The 15152-nt window shown below is 45.8% G+C and carries 11 protein-coding genes and 1 tRNA gene; 11 read left to right on the plus strand and 1 reads right to left on the minus strand.

The window, feature by feature from the left end; translation table 11 throughout:
* Window positions 1-74 precede the first annotated feature (74 nt).
* The 9 genes from guaB (at window position 75) to P3T48_RS10330 (ending at window position 11376) form a co-directional block, all read left to right on the plus strand.
* Window positions 75-1559, plus strand: a complete 1485-nt coding sequence (gene guaB, locus P3T48_RS10290) for an IMP dehydrogenase (protein WP_276506621.1) — start codon at window positions 75-77, stop codon at window positions 1557-1559.
* Window positions 1560-1575: 16 nt separating this feature from the next.
* A complete protein-coding gene (locus tag P3T48_RS10295; protein WP_276506622.1) occupies window positions 1576-3003 on the plus strand; it encodes a foldase protein PrsA in 1428 nt (475 codons plus the stop codon).
* A 21-nt stretch (window positions 3004-3024) separates the two neighbouring features.
* Window positions 3025-4482, plus strand: a complete 1458-nt coding sequence (locus P3T48_RS10300) for a peptidylprolyl isomerase (protein WP_276506623.1) — start codon at window positions 3025-3027, stop codon at window positions 4480-4482.
* Window positions 4482-6179: an OstA-like protein gene (locus P3T48_RS10305; protein ID WP_276506624.1), complete on the plus strand. Its 1698-nt coding sequence runs from the start codon at window positions 4482-4484 to the stop codon at window positions 6177-6179. Before P3T48_RS10300 ends, P3T48_RS10305 begins: the two co-directional genes overlap by 1 nt.
* Window positions 6180-6363: 184 nt before the next feature.
* Window positions 6364-8196 carry a DNA mismatch repair endonuclease MutL gene (gene mutL / locus P3T48_RS10310; RefSeq protein WP_276506625.1) on the plus strand — a complete coding sequence of 611 codons (1833 nt, stop codon included), beginning with the start codon at window positions 6364-6366 and terminating at the stop codon, window positions 8194-8196.
* Window positions 8197-8382: 186 nt separating this feature from the next.
* Entirely contained in the window at window positions 8383-9537 is a 1155-nt protein-coding gene (locus P3T48_RS10315) for an OmpA family protein (protein WP_022251479.1), read from the plus strand.
* A 373-nt stretch (window positions 9538-9910) separates the two neighbouring features.
* Window positions 9911-9985, plus strand: a tRNA-Val gene (locus P3T48_RS10320).
* Between the two features lie 214 nt (window positions 9986-10199).
* The gene (locus tag P3T48_RS10325; protein WP_276506626.1) at window positions 10200-11054 is read left to right on the plus strand and encodes a hypothetical protein; all 855 of its coding nucleotides are present in this window, start codon (window positions 10200-10202) and stop codon (window positions 11052-11054) included.
* Window positions 10966-11376, plus strand: coding sequence for a helix-turn-helix domain-containing protein (locus P3T48_RS10330; RefSeq protein ID WP_228114123.1), 411 nt, complete (start codon window positions 10966-10968; stop codon window positions 11374-11376). The genes P3T48_RS10325 and P3T48_RS10330 overlap by 89 nt, the downstream gene beginning before the upstream one ends.
* Window positions 11377-11450: 74 nt before the next feature.
* Here P3T48_RS10330 and P3T48_RS10335 read toward each other — a convergent pair whose 3' ends face one another.
* The gene (locus tag P3T48_RS10335) at window positions 11451-13013 is read right to left on the minus strand and encodes a PD-(D/E)XK nuclease domain-containing ATP-binding protein (RefSeq protein WP_276506627.1); all 1563 of its coding nucleotides are present in this window, start codon (window positions 13011-13013) and stop codon (window positions 11451-11453) included.
* Between the two features lie 449 nt (window positions 13014-13462).
* Between P3T48_RS10335 and P3T48_RS10340 the strand changes: the two genes are divergently transcribed.
* Both P3T48_RS10340 and P3T48_RS10345 read left to right on the plus strand, forming a co-directional pair.
* Entirely contained in the window at window positions 13463-14686 is a 1224-nt protein-coding gene (locus tag P3T48_RS10340) for a site-specific integrase (RefSeq protein ID WP_089544308.1), read from the plus strand.
* Window positions 14683-15054, plus strand: a complete 372-nt coding sequence (locus P3T48_RS10345) for a hypothetical protein (protein WP_089544307.1) — start codon at window positions 14683-14685, stop codon at window positions 15052-15054. Before P3T48_RS10340 ends, P3T48_RS10345 begins: the two co-directional genes overlap by 4 nt.
* Window positions 15055-15152: the final 98 nt, after the last annotated feature.

Here is a 15152-nt window from a genome sequence, read left to right on the forward strand (position 1 = left end):
AATTCGTGAAAAAAGGGCAAAATATGAAATATTATTGCTAAATTTGCACGCAATAAATTTTTAAAGGTTACAATATGTCATCATTTGTTGCAGATAAAATTGTAATGGACGGCCTCACTTACGACGACGTCCTTCTTATCCCTGCTTATTCAGAGGTACTGCCTAAAGAGGTAGAGTTGAAAACCAAGTTCTCTCGTAATATCGAGTTGAACGTTCCATTCGTAACAGCCGCTATGGATACTGTTACCGAGGCGTCTATGGCCATAGCCATAGCTCGTGAGGGAGGTATCGGTGTTATCCACAAGAACATGTCTATTGAGGAGCAAGCACGCCAGGTGGCCATTGTAAAGCGTGCCGAGAATGGAATGATTTACGATCCAGTCACTATTCGTCGCGGAAGCACAGTGCAGGATGCTCTTGATATGATGCATGACTATCATATTGGTGGTATTCCTGTTGTTGATGACGAAAACCATCTGGTTGGTATTGTAACAAATCGTGACTTGCGTTTCGAGCGTCATCTTGACAAGAAGATAGATGAGGTGATGACTTCTGAGAATCTTGTTACTACCCATCAGCAGACCGACTTGACAGCAGCTGCTCAGATTCTTCAGGAGAACAAGATCGAGAAACTTCCTGTTGTGGATAATGCAAACCATCTTGTAGGTTTGATTACTTATAAGGATATCACAAAGGCTAAGGACAAGCCAATGGCATGCAAGGACGAGAAAGGTCGTCTGCGTGTTGCGGCTGGAGTTGGTGTTACTGTCGATACTCTCGACAGAGCCAAGGCTTTGGTTGAGGCTGGTGCCGATGCTATCGTTATTGATACTGCTCACGGACATTCCAAGGGCGTTATTGAGAAGTTGCATGCAGTAAAGGCTGCCTTCCCTCAGGTAGATGTTGTTGTCGGTAATGTGGCAACAGGTGAGGCTGCTAAATACTTGGTAGACAATGGCGCTGATGGCGTAAAGGTAGGTATCGGTCCTGGTTCTATCTGTACAACTCGTGTGGTTGCCGGTGTGGGTGTTCCACAGTTGAGCGCTGTCTATGATGTTTACTCAGCCTTGAAGGGTACTGGCGTTCCATTGATTGCCGATGGTGGTTTGCGCTATTCTGGCGATATCGTTAAGGCTTTGGCTGCCGGTGGCAGTTGCGTCATGATTGGTTCGCTGGTTGCCGGTACTGAGGAGAGCCCTGGTGATACTATCATCTTCAATGGCCGTAAGTTCAAGAGCTATCGTGGTATGGGTTCTTTGGAGGCTATGGAGCAGAAGAATGGTTCTAAGGACCGTTACTTCCAGAGCGACACCAAGGATGTGAAGAAACTCGTACCGGAAGGTATCGCTGGTCGTGTACCTTACAAGGGAACTGTACAGGAGGTTATCTATCAGTTGATTGGTGGTTTGCGTTCTGGTATGGGCTATTGTGGCGCTGCGACAATTCAGAACTTGCACAATGCTAAGTTTACCCGCATTACCAATGCCGGTGTTCTGGAGAGTCATCCACACGACATTACCATTACCAGTGAGGCTCCAAACTACAGCCGTCCTGAATAATAATGAATTGAAAGAAATGAAAATAAATGCGCTTTTAGCAGCTATGCTCCTTTCGGGGAGCATAGCTTTTGCTCAGGTTGATCCTGTGATTATGACCATTAATGGAGCACCTGTCACCCGTTCAGAATTCGAGTATTCTTACAATAAGAACAATTCAGAAGGAGTCATCGACAAGAAGACTGTCGGCGAGTATGTGGATTTGTTTGTCAACTATAAGCTGAAGGTACAGGCAGCCCTGGATGCCCGCCTCGACACCTTGAGCTCTTTCAAGAAAGAGTTCGCCACTTATCGTGACCAGCAGATTCGTCCATCTATGATTACCGAACAGGATGTCGAGAACGAAGCGCATCGTATCTATGAGGACACACGTCAGCGCATTGATGGAAATGGAGGAATGGTAAAGGTTTCTCATATTCTGCTGATGCTTGGTCAGAAAGCGACTCCTGCCGAGAATGCCAAGTTGAAGAGCCGTGCTGACTCTATTTATACGGTTTTGAAGAAGGGAGGCAACTTTGCTGAGTTGGCAAAGAAATTCTCTGACGACAAGAGTACGGCTGTCAAGGGTGGCGAACTGCCCTGGATCAGTAAAGGTCAGACTGTGAAGGCTTTTGAGGATGCAGCTTATTCGCTCAAAGTGGGTGAGATCAGCAAGCCTGTTCTTTCAGAGTTTGGTTACCATATTATTAAAAAGGAGGGAACACAGAATTTCTTCCCCTATGACTCGCTTAGGACGGATATCATCCGTTTTATTGACGCAAGAGGGATAAGGGAAAAAATTATCAACGACAAGTTGGACTCTCTTGCCAAGAGTATGCCCGCCGGTACAACAGCCGAGAGCATTCTCGACAAGAAGGCAGAAGAACTGTCTGCCAAGGACAGCGATTTGAAGAACCTGATTCGCGAGTATCATGACGGCTTGCTGCTCTATGAAATCAGCAATCGTCTGGTATGGGACAAGGCTTCCAAGGACGAGAAGGGGCAGGCAGCCTACTTTGCCAAGAACAAAAAACGATTCAAATGGAATGAGCCCCGATTCAAGGGAATAGCTTATCATGTAAAGGATGCGGCAGACGTTGAGGCTGTCAAGAAGAGCATCAAGGGAAAGGCTTTCTCTGAGTGGGCAGAAATTCTGCGCAATACATTCAACAAGGATTCTGTGATTCGTATCCGTGTGGAGAAGGGTATTTTCAAGAAAGGCGACAATGCTGTCGTCGACAAGATGGTCTTCAAGAAAGATACCACTGTCAAGGCTTTGAAGGATTACCCCATTGATGCCACCTTCGGCAAAGTGCTGAAGAAAGCTCCTGAGGATTATACCGATGTCAAGTCACAGGTGATAGCCGACTATCAGGATATGTTGGAGAAAGAATGGGTGACAGCCCTGAGAAAGAAATATCCAGTAGTAGTCAACAAGGATGTATTGGCGACAGTCAACAAACATTAATCAAACGAAAAACAAAGATACATGAAAATAGAGAATAAGATCGCTTTGGCTTTTGTTGCTCTGATGTTTATCATGGGCATGAGCGCAAATACCAACAGGGCTTCTCGCCTTGCTAAGGCGTATGTCATGGGCGATTCGGTTTCAGGCGATACTAACCAGGTGAAGGACGAGCCGGTCCTGAACGAGGGTAGTGTTGTGGATGAGGTGATCTGGGTAGTAGGCGACGAGCCTATCCTGAAGTCTGATGTCGAGGTAACCCGATTGCAGGGTGAGGCCGAAGGCATCAAGTATGCAGGCGATCCTGATTGCAGCATCCCCGAGCAGATAGCTGTACAGAAACTCTTCCTGCATCAGGCAGCCATCGACAGTATCGAGGTATCTGAGTCTGAGGTGATGGCTGGTATCGACGAGCAGATCAATTATTGGATCAATATGATTGGCTCACGCGAGAAGTTAGAGGAGTATCGCAAGCAGAGTGTCACCCAGATGCGTCAGCAGATGCACGATGATTTCAAGAACCGTCAGTTGATTCAGAAGATGAAGGAGAAACTGGTGAAGGATATAAAGGTTTCGCCAGCTCAGGTTCGTCGTTATTTCAACAATCTTCCTGCCGACAGTATTCCTTTTGTGCCAACAGAGGTAGAGGTGGAGATACTTACCCAGCAACCAAGGATCCCTATGGAGGAAATCAATCGTGTCAAGGACGAGTTGCGCGAATACACCGACCGTGTCAACAAGGGCGAGACAACCTTCTCTACATTGGCTCGTCTGTATTCTGAAGATCCCGGCTCTGCCCGTATGGGTGGCGAGATGGACTATGTCGGTAGAGGTATGTTGGACCCTGCTTTTGCCAATGTGGCTTTCAATCTGACCGACCCCAAGAAGATTTCCAAGATTGTAGAGTCAGAATTCGGCTATCATATCATCCAGTTGATAGACAAGCGTGGCGACAAAATCAAGGTTCGCCATATCCTTCGCAAGCCTGTTGTTCCACAGGAGTCCATCGATAAGGCGATATTGCGTCTCGATTCTATCGGCGACGATATCCGCAGCGGAAAATTCTCTTTTGAGTCGGCTGTGTCTGTATTGTCTGACGACAAGGACACCAAGAACAACCGTGGTTTGATGGCCAATACCTCTCAGGCTGGTGTGCGTACATCCAAGTTCCAGATGAAGGAATTGCCCACCGAGATAGCTCGTATGGTTGATACAATGAAGGTGGGTGAGGTTTCTCGCTCATTCCAGATGATCAACAGCCGTGGCAAGACCACCTGTGCTCTGGTGAAACTGGTGAGCAGGGTAGAGGGTCATCGTGCCACCATTACCGAAGACTTCCAGGTGATGCAGGATGTAGTTCTGGCCAAGGAGCGTGAGAAGACCTTGCACGACTGGGTGGTAAGCAAGATAAAGAGTACTTATGTACGAATGAACGACCGATATAAGGATTGCAAATTTGAATATCAAGGTTGGGTTAAGTAATGACAGTAAAAAACATCATAAAGCGACATATCGACGGGCATAGAATCTTCTTTTTCTTGATTCTATGCCTGTTTGGACTATGTCTTGTCCAGGCCATGCAGGCTCCTAAGAAGCGTGCCAGGAAGCGCCCGCATGGCGACAGAGTTTACTTGCTTCATGCAGATGAGTTGCGATATGATATGTATGGCCCTCATCCCGATGCGCAGATCGTAAAGGGTAAGGTGTCATTCTCGCATCAGGGTGCTCATCTCACCTGCGACAGTGCTTATTTCTATGAAGGCTCCAATTCGGTGAAGGCTTTTGGACATGTTCATTTCCGTCAGGGTGATACACTGTCCTTGGTATGTGAGCGTGCCGAGTATGATGGTCAGATGCAGATGATGCGTGCCCGTAAGAATGTGGTGCTGCGCCATCGCCGACAGGTGTTGCGTACCGACAGCTTGGATTACGACCGTCTTTATGAAATGGCCAACTTCTTTGATGGAGGAACGCTTATCGACGGTAAGGACAAGTTGGTTTCCGACTGGGGCGAGTATCATACCCAGACACGCGAGGCTAAGTTTGTGTATAACGTGAAACTCCGTAGTGGCAAGGACTTGGTGACTACCGACACCTTATATTATGACGTGCCCAAGTCGAAGGCCCACATGGTAGGTCCTTCCAAAGTGATTTCCGGCAACAGTGTCGTCCATACCAAGGATGGTTATTACGACACCAAAACCAAGAGTGCCCAGTTGTATGGTCGCTCCACCTTGTCGGATAAGGACAAGACGATCACGGGCGACAGCCTGTATTATGTGAAGAATGGCTACAGTCGCGGTTATGGCAATGTGGTGTATGTGGACAAGAAGAACAAGAACTCTCTTACCTGCAACTATTTGCGTTACAACGAAAAGACAGGTTATGGCTTTGCCACCAAGAATCCCGTTGCCATCGACTTTTCTCAGAAAGACACCATGTGGCTTCATTCCGACACCATGAAGATCTATACCTATCATATAGGTACAGATTCTGTATATCGCAAAATACATGCATTCCATAAGGTGCGTGCCTTCCGTCAGGATGTGCAGGCAGTGTGCGACTCCTTGGTCTACAACTCGCAGGATTCCTGCATGACGATGTATAAAGACCCTATCGCATGGAATGGCAATCGCCAGTTGTTGGGCGAGGTTATCCATGCCTATATGCGCGACTCAACCTTGCGTTTGGTTCATGTCGTAGGACAGGCCTTGTCGGTAGAGATGTTGCCCGACAGCATTCATTATAACCAGATCACTTCCAAGGAGATGAAGGCTCATTTCCTCAAAGGACAGATCCGTATGGCAGAGTCTATCGGCAATGTGCAGACCATTTATTATCCTGTGGATGATAAGGACAGTTCGCTGATGGGACTCAACTTCCTGGAGACAGACACGATGCGTATGTATATGTCGCCCCAGCGCCAGCTGGAGCATATATGGACCAATAAATTCACGAGTGTCATGTATCCTATGACGCAGATTCCTCCGACAAAGTACAAACTGCCCAATTTTGCCTGGTTCGATGATATTCGTCCCAAGGACAAGAACGACATCTTTGTTTGGCGAGGCAAGGCTAAGGGCATGGAACTTAAGAACATCAAGCGCCATGAGGCACCTCTGCAGGTATTGTCAAAAACTGCAGCCGTCGAAGAGAAGAAAGACGAAAAGGTAAACTGATATGATGCTGTTTCCTACCCGCAAACCACGTCAGTTCAGGTACACACCCCGATATTCCCGCCGTCAAGGCTTCGATTTCCATTCGGGGCGTCGTCCTGTGCGCCGGCAGCATGTTTTGCTGCTTGTCGTACTGTTGCTGTTGCTTCTTGCCTTCATGGTTTTACTTTAAAACAGAAAGAAACGAATGAGTGATATAATTCAGCTTTTACCCGATTCGGTAGCCAACCAGATAGCTGCAGGAGAGGTGATACAGCGTCCTGCCTCTGTCATCAAGGAGTTGGTGGAGAATTCGGTTGATGCAGGTGCCACACGTATTGATGTGGCTGTAGTCGATGCCGGGCGTACAAGTATACTGGTGATAGATGATGGAAAGGGAATGTCGGAAACCGATGCCCGTCTGTCGTTTGAGCGTCATGCCACCTCCAAGATCCGCCAGGCCGACGACCTCTTCGATCTTCATACCATGGGTTTCCGTGGTGAGGCTTTGGCCTCTATAGCCGCAGTGGCTCAGGTAACCCTCAAGTCGCGTCTTGCCACAGAGGAGGTAGGTACGCAGCTTGTCATCTCAGGCTCTAAGATAGAGTCACAGGAGCCTTGTTCTTGTCCTCAGGGCAGCAGCTTCAGCATTAACAACTTATTCTATAATGTTCCTGCCCGCCGCAAGTTCCTGAAGTCAAACTCTACCGAGTTGAACAACATTCTTACAGCCTTCGAGCGCATCGTCTTGGTTAATCCGCAAATCACTTTTACCCTGCAGAGTAATGGAACCGAGCTGATGAATCTTCGTGCCGCCAACCTACGCCAGCGTATCATCGACGTCTTTGGCAAGCGGCTGAATCAGGATCTGCTGCCTGTCAATGTAGACACTACGATGTGTAAGATAACAGGCTTTGTGGGAAAACCGGAGTCTGCGCGTAAGAAAGGTGCCCATCAGTTCTTCTTCGTCAACGACCGTTACATGAAGCACCCTTATTTCAACAAGGCAGTCATGACGGCTTTCGAGCGAATGGTTCCTCAGGGCGAACAGGTTCCTTATTTCCTTTACTTCACAGTGGCTCCCGGTGACATTGATGTGAACATACATCCCACGAAAACCGAGATCAAGTTTGAGAACGAACAGGCCATCTGGCAGATTCTCTCTGCTGCAGTCAAGGAGTCTTTAGGAATGTATAATGATGTGCCAACCATTGACTTTGATACTGAGGACAAGCCCGACATTCCTGTGTATAATCCCGAGATGTTTCCTAAGGCTACTGCCCCTAAGATAAGTGTCGATCCCAACTATAATCCCTTCAAGGCGCATGGCGGCTCAGGATCTCGTACGTCAGCACCAGTTGACCAGCGTTGGGAAGATCTCTATGAGGGATTGTCAGATGCTCCGCAAGACGAGGAGCCCGATTTGTTTGAGTCTTTACAGACGGAGGAGAGCGGCCAGACAAGCATCATTGCCGAGAAGTCGCCTACCCATTATCAGTATAAGGGTAAGTATATTATGACGGCGGTGAAGTCGGGCTTGATGATTATCGACCAGCATCGTGCTCACGTTCGTGTACTCTATGAGCAGTATCTTGCCCAGTTGGCTGCTCACGAGAACCATTCTCAGAAGGTTCTGTTCCCGGAAGTGGTGCAGTTCCCCGCTTCTGACGATGTGATATTGAATAAATTGCTACCCCAGGTAAAGGCTTTCGGCTTTGAGTTGGAAGACTTGGGCAGGGGCAGTTATGCTGTCAATGCCGTACCTGCCGGACTTGATGGGCTGAACCCAGTATCGTTGATTCGTGACATGGTGGAGGCAGCCAAGGAGAGCGGGGCGTCGGCGATAGACGAGATCAACAAGTCGCTGGCATTGTCCATGGCCCGTGCTGCGGCAATTCCTGTAGGCCAGGTTCTTGGCAACGACGAGATGGAGGGTTTGGTCAATAACTTGTTTGGCTGTAGCAATGTCAATTACACGCCCGATGGCAAAAATGTGTTGTGCATTCTGCAACAGCGGGAAATCGAGCAACTCTTGGGATAAAAGTGCGAAAAAGTTAGCAAATTTTGTTTTTTTTAGAGGAAAAGCTATTTTTTTTCAAAAAAAAAGGAAGATTTAAAAAAATATTATTAACTTTGCCCCCGTATTCCATAAAGTAGATTGTGATACAGTAAAAGAGTAGTAAATTTAAATATATATTATATATAAGGAAGTTAAAATTTAATTGTTATGAAAAAGTTTTTAGCTGTACTGGCATTTGCTGGTCTTTCAATGAGCGGTTTCGCTCAGGATGCAACACCTACTCAGCAGTATAGTGTTGCTACAAACTCATTCTGGAGCAATTGGTTTATCGAGGCAGGTGCCGACTGGAATGCGTGGTATTCAGGTGAGGAACATGGTCAGAATTTTGCAACAAGTCCTTTCAAGAAGTTCCGTTCTAATGCAGGCGCTTCTGTAGCTGTAGGTAAGTGGTTTACTCCTGGCCTCGGTTTGCGTACAAAGGTTCAGGGTATCTGGGGCAAGCGCGTTTGGGATCCTGAGACAGAGACTAAGGGTAGCTTCAACAGATATTGGGTTGTTAACGAGCAGGTAATGTTCAACCTCAGCAACTTGCTTTTGGGCTATAACGAGAACCGTGTATGGAATGTGATTCCTTTCGCTGGTGGTGGCTTCGGTCGCACTATGACTCACAACCTTTATTCAATGGATCTCTGCGTTGGTCTTCAGTCTACATGGAAGGTAGCCAAGAAGGTGAACGTTTATCTTGAGGCAGGCTGGAACCGTTTCGAGTCTGATATCGATGGTGGTTGCAACGGCGGTGAGCGCGGTTGGGATTCTCACGACAACAACCTCTATGCTGAAATCGGTTTGACTTTCAAGCTTGGCAAGTCTACTTGGGACAAGACTCCAGATGTTGACGCAATCAACGCTCTTCATCAGTCAGAGCTCGATGCTCTCAATGCTAAGTTGAATGATGCTAATGCAGAGAACAACCGTCTGAAGGATCTCTTGGCTAACCAGAAGCCAGTTGAGACTGTAACTCCTAAGACTGTTAAGGAATTCGTTACAACTCCTGTATCTGTATTCTTCGATATCAACAAGACAAACGTAGCTTCACAGTACGACCTCGTAAACGTACATGCTTTGGCTAAGTATGCTATTGCCAACAACTCTAACTTGCTCGTTTGCGGTTATGCTGACAAGGCTACTGGTAATGAGCAGATCAACCTGAAGTTGTCTGAGGGTCGTGCCGAGACTGTTGCCGGTGAGTTGGTTAAGATGGGTGTCAAGAGAGCTAACATCACAACTAAGGGTAAAGGTGGTGTTGACGATATGTCTCCTATCTCATTCAACCGTCGTGCTACCGTACAGGTTGTCGAGTAATATCTATTGTTGAGCTGTCATAGCTCGCATAGTAGAGAATATAAGGGTGCTTCTTTCGTGGAAGCACCCTTTCTTATTTTTTGCGAAATCCACAGTCCCCCCCATTTCTGCATTTTGATTCCTTTAAAAAACGCAATAGGCTTCGATGGGCATCGCAATTGCTTTCATTGTCCATCGAAGCCTATTTCGTTGTCCATCGAAGCCTATTGTGTTTTTCCTTATGATAAGCATGTTTTTTCTGCTGTTTCATGATGCTTTGATGGAGTAACGAAGGTCTGAAACGCCTTTTTTGAAATAAAAATGAAAAAAGTTGCCCTAAAATTTGGTGGAAACAAAAAATGTTCGTACCTTTGCAACCGCTTACGAGAAGTAAGGGCGTTTAGCTCAGCTGGTTTAGAGCATCTGCCTTACAAGCAGAGGGTCGGCGGTTCGAATCCGTCAACGCCCACTAAGGGGTGTTTCCCTGTGGTTCCAATTTTGGGCTGCAGGGATTTTTTTTGTCTCTATATAAGCTTTTCTTCTCTTGGTTATTTGAAACCCCATAAATAGGCACACAGCATTCTTGTATTTTCATTAATATTTTGACCTAATTGTACCTTTTTCTGAAATAATTATTTTACCTTTGCAAGCATAATTACTTATTTTATAAGGATAAGAAGCGTATGGACTCATTATATCTATTACAGTTTGCATGTCTCATATTCATGCTCGTCAATGCCTTCATCGTGGCAGTCTCTCATCTGCAAGTGAGATGGGAGAACAAGCGGTATGAGCGTTCACGATGGATGATCGTTGCCGCCATGATAGGATTGGCGATGCAATATGCGGTGCAGATGGTTTTCGGATTCCGTGCCATGCACGATAATTTAGGGGCGGTCGTCAACATCCTCATCTATACCCCTTGTTTCTCGCTTATCTCCATGGGAATCTACAACATAGAAACCACCCGTGCCAACCTCAGGAAGATGATTCAGATGTGCTGTGGTATTTATGCAGCCATTCTCCTTGTCTTTTGCGTGGGAATCAGTCTTCATCATAGCCTGTATATCAGAGAAGGACTCTATCTGATGCTGGCTCTGTTCTGCCTAAGTGTCATCTATTGCATATTCATGATTATCCGCGAGATGATCAGACGCAAGAAGTTGTTGGAGACTATGGTAGCAACGGATATGTTGCCTTACGTAAGATATTCCCGAACCAGTGTCATTATTCTCTGGCTCGCAGTTCTCGCTATGCCGGTTGCCATCTTTTCCACTACTTTATTATATATAGTAGGTCCCGTCGTATTGTTTGCCCTGCTGTTCTTCAATCTTACGTTTATCGCTCTCGGCAACAGTTATACCCCAACCGAAGAACTGTTGGACAAAGAAGAGGAAATCAGCGCGTCGGTGAGAACAGGACACCAGAAAACATCTGGGGGGGGCAAGTTTGAACAAAGACAAAAGCTGCAGGACAGGTACAGAAACTTTACAGCAGCTGTCAGAGGAGCGCATCGACTTTATCCGGCAGCGTCTTGACGAATGGTGTGCTGATTTGGGATATAAGGACTGTGCTGTGAATATGCTGACCCTCTCCCGTACACTGAGTATCTCCAAGGAGGAATTGTCTATATTCTTCGACCAGTATATGCAGTCTACATTCAGAATATGGCTCAGCGAGATCCGTTTCAATGCGGCAAAGAAGATGATGTTGGATTATCCTGATTATAGCAATGATATCATTTCAGCCGAGTGTGGCTTCTCTGCCCGAACCTATCTGTATCGGGTCTTCAAGACCAAGGAGGGTTGCACGCCTGCCGAATGGAGAGAAGAACAGGCTGCCACCAGAACTCTAAGTTGAGAGCTGTAGCAAAAAAAATCCTGTTGGCAGTAATGCCGGCAGGATTCTGCGTTTTATCAACCTCAAGATGTCATTTATTCTATCGCCCAATCCTCTATGCTTCGCTGATCTTCAGAGAAGTTGACACCCACTTTCACAACCTTCCGCTCATCATCGGCAAAAGCCTTGGCATAGTCCTTGCCGCTGATTTGCGCCATAGCGGTATCAGCAGACTTCTCATATTTCAACTCAAAGAAAAAGATACTCTTGTCCGTCTTGAGCACAAGGTCTATTCTTCCATCCGAAGTGGTATGCTCCACCTTCACATCTTCGCCAAGCATGGTAAAGATAGTGAACATCACGGCTTGATAATGACGCTCATTATTGTTGATAATCGTATATGGGAACTTATCATAGAATGCCTTCAAGTGAGGCATAAAGGCTCCCATGTCGTCATTGACGAGCACATTCTTGGAATAAGCATACACGATGGCATCATATCTTTTCATGTCTTGCGCAGTATAATACCAAACGAGACTTTCCGAGAAACCTTGTCTTACTTCTTGATTTGGGAAACATAGATGATACAATTTACCATTTTTTTCGTATCCCTTAATAGTTAGATAGCCACTTTGGAAAAGAACAGGAATAGGATCAGTAAGCCTTTCCGTAGGTGTATCAAAACGTGATGCCTGTATCCACAAATCGTCCAGATTGAGCATGTCCAAATTCTTCTGCTGCATCAGTTCTATCAAGAACGTAGGCGTACCAGATGTAAACCAATAGCTATTAAACTCCTTATCGTCCAAAGCATTGATAATACTATAAGGATTGAAGATATCCTCGCTATTGATACTGAAATGGTAGCCATCATAATGCTGCTTGAGTTGCCGCAAGGTCTCCTCATAAGTGAGTCCATTATGCTCTGCCATCTCCTCGATACCCTCACGGAAATACTGAGTCAATTCACTCTTGGTGATACCACAACAGCTACTGTATTCATCCTTCAACGTGAGAATCTTGAGATTGTTCAACTCACTAAAGATGCTGAGCTGACTAAACTTAGAGATGCCTGTGATAAAAACAAAGCGAATGTTTCCCTCTTGCTGCTTCAAGGGGCTGAAGAAATCGCGCATGATGTTGCGGATGGTCTTCTGCAACTCTTCGTCACTGACAGAATCATGCATTGGAGCATCATATTCGTCGATGAGAACAACAACTTGCTTACCTGTTTGAGCCGTGGCAGCCAACAAGATATCCCTAAAGCGCCCCCCAAAGCCTTCACGCTCAGATTCAGGAACTTCTATTCCATATTTCTGCTCTTCAACTTTAAGGATATTATTTAATATGATTTTAGTATTCTCCAAACTATAATATTTACCACAACTCAGATCCAGGTGGATGACAGGATATGCCGTCCACTCCTTCTCCATCAGTTCGATGGCAAGTCCCTTGAACAGTTCTTTCTTACCCTCGAAGTAAGCCTGGAGGGTAGATACAAACAAGGACTTTCCGAATCGACGTGGGCGACTCAGAAAATGAAACTTGGCATAATGGGCCAACTGATAGACGATAGCCGTCTTGTCAGCATAGAAGTAATTCCCCTTCACGATTTCGGAGAACGTTTGTATTCCCAAAGGATATCTCTTTGAAGCCATAATCTTAATCTTTTTAATCCCAGCACAAAGATACAGATAATATTTCATAAAGCAAGCGTTTTTCTGATTATTAACAAAGTAATCGTTAAAATGGGTGTCGCATTCCTACGAAGTAGACACCTAAAACATAGGAAGTAGACACCTGAACATAGGAATGCGACACCTTTTTTTATGAAAATAACGCCTAAAAAAGCAAAAAATAGCAGAATGATGCTTTTATTTTGAGTTTCAATTGGTTGTGGCAGCCGTTGGCTTTAAGTGGCACAGACAAGGAAATGCGGAAAACGCAGATTGATGAAATAGAAACGCTTTCAAATCATTACCTCGCAGAAACGCCCTAATAAGCATTTTTAACGGTGACGGTTCATATTTCCCCATTCTGCGTAAGTTTTGGTTTTGTCATGCAGCTCTCATAGTTTAATTTTGCACCGAACAAAAAAGTAAGAATTATGAGATGCACTTTCAAGACAGTCTTCTATATAAATGGAAGCAAGGAGAGAAACGGAATTGTCCCTATCATGGGACGAGTGACAATCAACGGAACTATCGCACAGTTCAGTTGCAAGCAGAGCGTGACCAAGGCTATCTGGGATGCCAAGGGCAACAGAGCCATTGGCAAGAGCAAGGAAGCCAAGGAGGTGAACTTTGCGCTTGACAACATCAAGGCTCAAATCGCCAAGCATTACCAACGCCTTTCCGACCGTGAGGCGTTCGTTACAGCTGAGATGGTGAGAAATGCCTACCAAGGCATAGGCACAGAGTACGAGACCTTGCTCAGAGCCTTTGACAAGGAGAACGCAGCCTTTGCCAAGCGTGTAGGCAAGGACAGAGCCAAGAACACCTACCGCAAGTATCTGACGGTAAGAAAGTATGTTGCCGAGTTCATCAAGTATCAGTACAAGCGCAGCGATATGTCCATGAATGAGCTTACAGAGGAGTTCATTCGTGACTATTGTCTGTACTTGAAGAATGTTGTAGGACTTGCGCAGTCCTCTATTTGGATTTACTCCATACCACTGAAACATATCGTAACGGCAGCTCACTACAACGGCAAGATACCAAGAAATCCGTTTGCCATGTACCACGTTGACCCAGATCACAAGGAACGTGAGTTCTTGACCTTGGACGAGCTTACCGCCATGACAGAGATGAAGTTGGAAGACCCGAATATGGCATTTGCGAGAGACCTCTTTCTCTTTGGTTGTTGGACAGGTATCTCTTTCATCGACATCAAGAACTTGACGGAAGATAACATCAGCATGATAAACGGTGCTCCTTGGATTGTGTCCAAGCGTCAGAAGACTGGTGTACCTTTTCAAATCAAGTTGATGGATATTCCCATGCAGATTATTGAGAGATACAAGTCTTTCAGAAAAGGAAGCCACGTATTCAATATCGGCAATCTTAGCAACATCAACAAGCGCATCAAGAAAGTTGCTGCAATGTGTGGCATCAAGAAGCGGGTTTCATTTCACGTGTCTCGCCACTCTTGGGCTGTTTTAGCCTTGGAATATGGTATGCCGATAGAGAGCGTGAGCAAGATTCTTGGCCATACAAACATCACCACGACGCAGATATACGCCAAGGTGACAAGCAACAAACTTGACCATGACATAGCAGTCTTTGAAAGTCGAATCAAGGGGCACTTGCCTGTTATGGGAGGAATGGTATGAAAAGGACTGTAATCACCGTGGACGGAAATGGAATACTTTCCATTCCGTCCAACTTGGAGAACTTGTGGATGAGTGAGGGAGAATTGGTCAATATGCTTCATGTTACCGCCCCAAAACTCAACTCTGTGATACAAGTCATATATAAAGAAGGCATGTTGTCTATGTCGGAAGTCCAACAAAGACAAGAAACTTCCAAGGGTATTTGGCAAACATTGTATGGATTCCCTATGGTTGTTGCCATTTGCTTCCGTCTCACCTCTAATGGGGCTATGCAACTTCGTAATGCCATCTTCAAGAGGCTGTACGGAGCAAAAGAGAAAGCAGCCATTGTTCTACAACTCTACGGAGGGACAAATGCCATTAGCTGAGATTGGTTGTATCTTTGACGCTTCTATTATTCACTGTCGTATTGACTTGCCTACGTACTGATTCACTGTCGTATCAAGCATTTCTGTGAAGAACGAAG

The sequence above is a fragment of the Segatella intestinalis genome (assembly GCF_029348455.1).
GTDB lineage: Bacteria > Bacteroidota > Bacteroidia > Bacteroidales > Bacteroidaceae > Prevotella.

Coding starts and splice junctions, on each gene's coding strand:
- guaB (WP_276506621.1), top strand. CDS start 75: ATGTCATCATTTGTTGCAGATAAAATTGTAATGGACGGCCTCACTTAC.
- P3T48_RS10295 (WP_276506622.1), top strand. CDS start 1,576: ATGAAAATAAATGCGCTTTTAGCAGCTATGCTCCTTTCGGGGAGCATA.
- P3T48_RS10300 (WP_276506623.1), top strand. CDS start 3,025: ATGAAAATAGAGAATAAGATCGCTTTGGCTTTTGTTGCTCTGATGTTT.
- P3T48_RS10305 (WP_276506624.1), top strand. CDS start 4,482: ATGACAGTAAAAAACATCATAAAGCGACATATCGACGGGCATAGAATC.
- mutL (WP_276506625.1), top strand. CDS start 6,364: ATGAGTGATATAATTCAGCTTTTACCCGATTCGGTAGCCAACCAGATA.
- P3T48_RS10315 (WP_022251479.1), top strand. CDS start 8,383: ATGAAAAAGTTTTTAGCTGTACTGGCATTTGCTGGTCTTTCAATGAGC.
- P3T48_RS10325 (WP_276506626.1), top strand. CDS start 10,200: ATGGACTCATTATATCTATTACAGTTTGCATGTCTCATATTCATGCTC.
- P3T48_RS10335 (WP_276506627.1), bottom strand. CDS start 13,013: ATGGCTTCAAAGAGATATCCTTTGGGAATACAAACGTTCTCCGAAATC.
- P3T48_RS10340 (WP_089544308.1), top strand. CDS start 13,463: ATGAGATGCACTTTCAAGACAGTCTTCTATATAAATGGAAGCAAGGAG.
- P3T48_RS10345 (WP_089544307.1), top strand. CDS start 14,683: ATGAAAAGGACTGTAATCACCGTGGACGGAAATGGAATACTTTCCATT.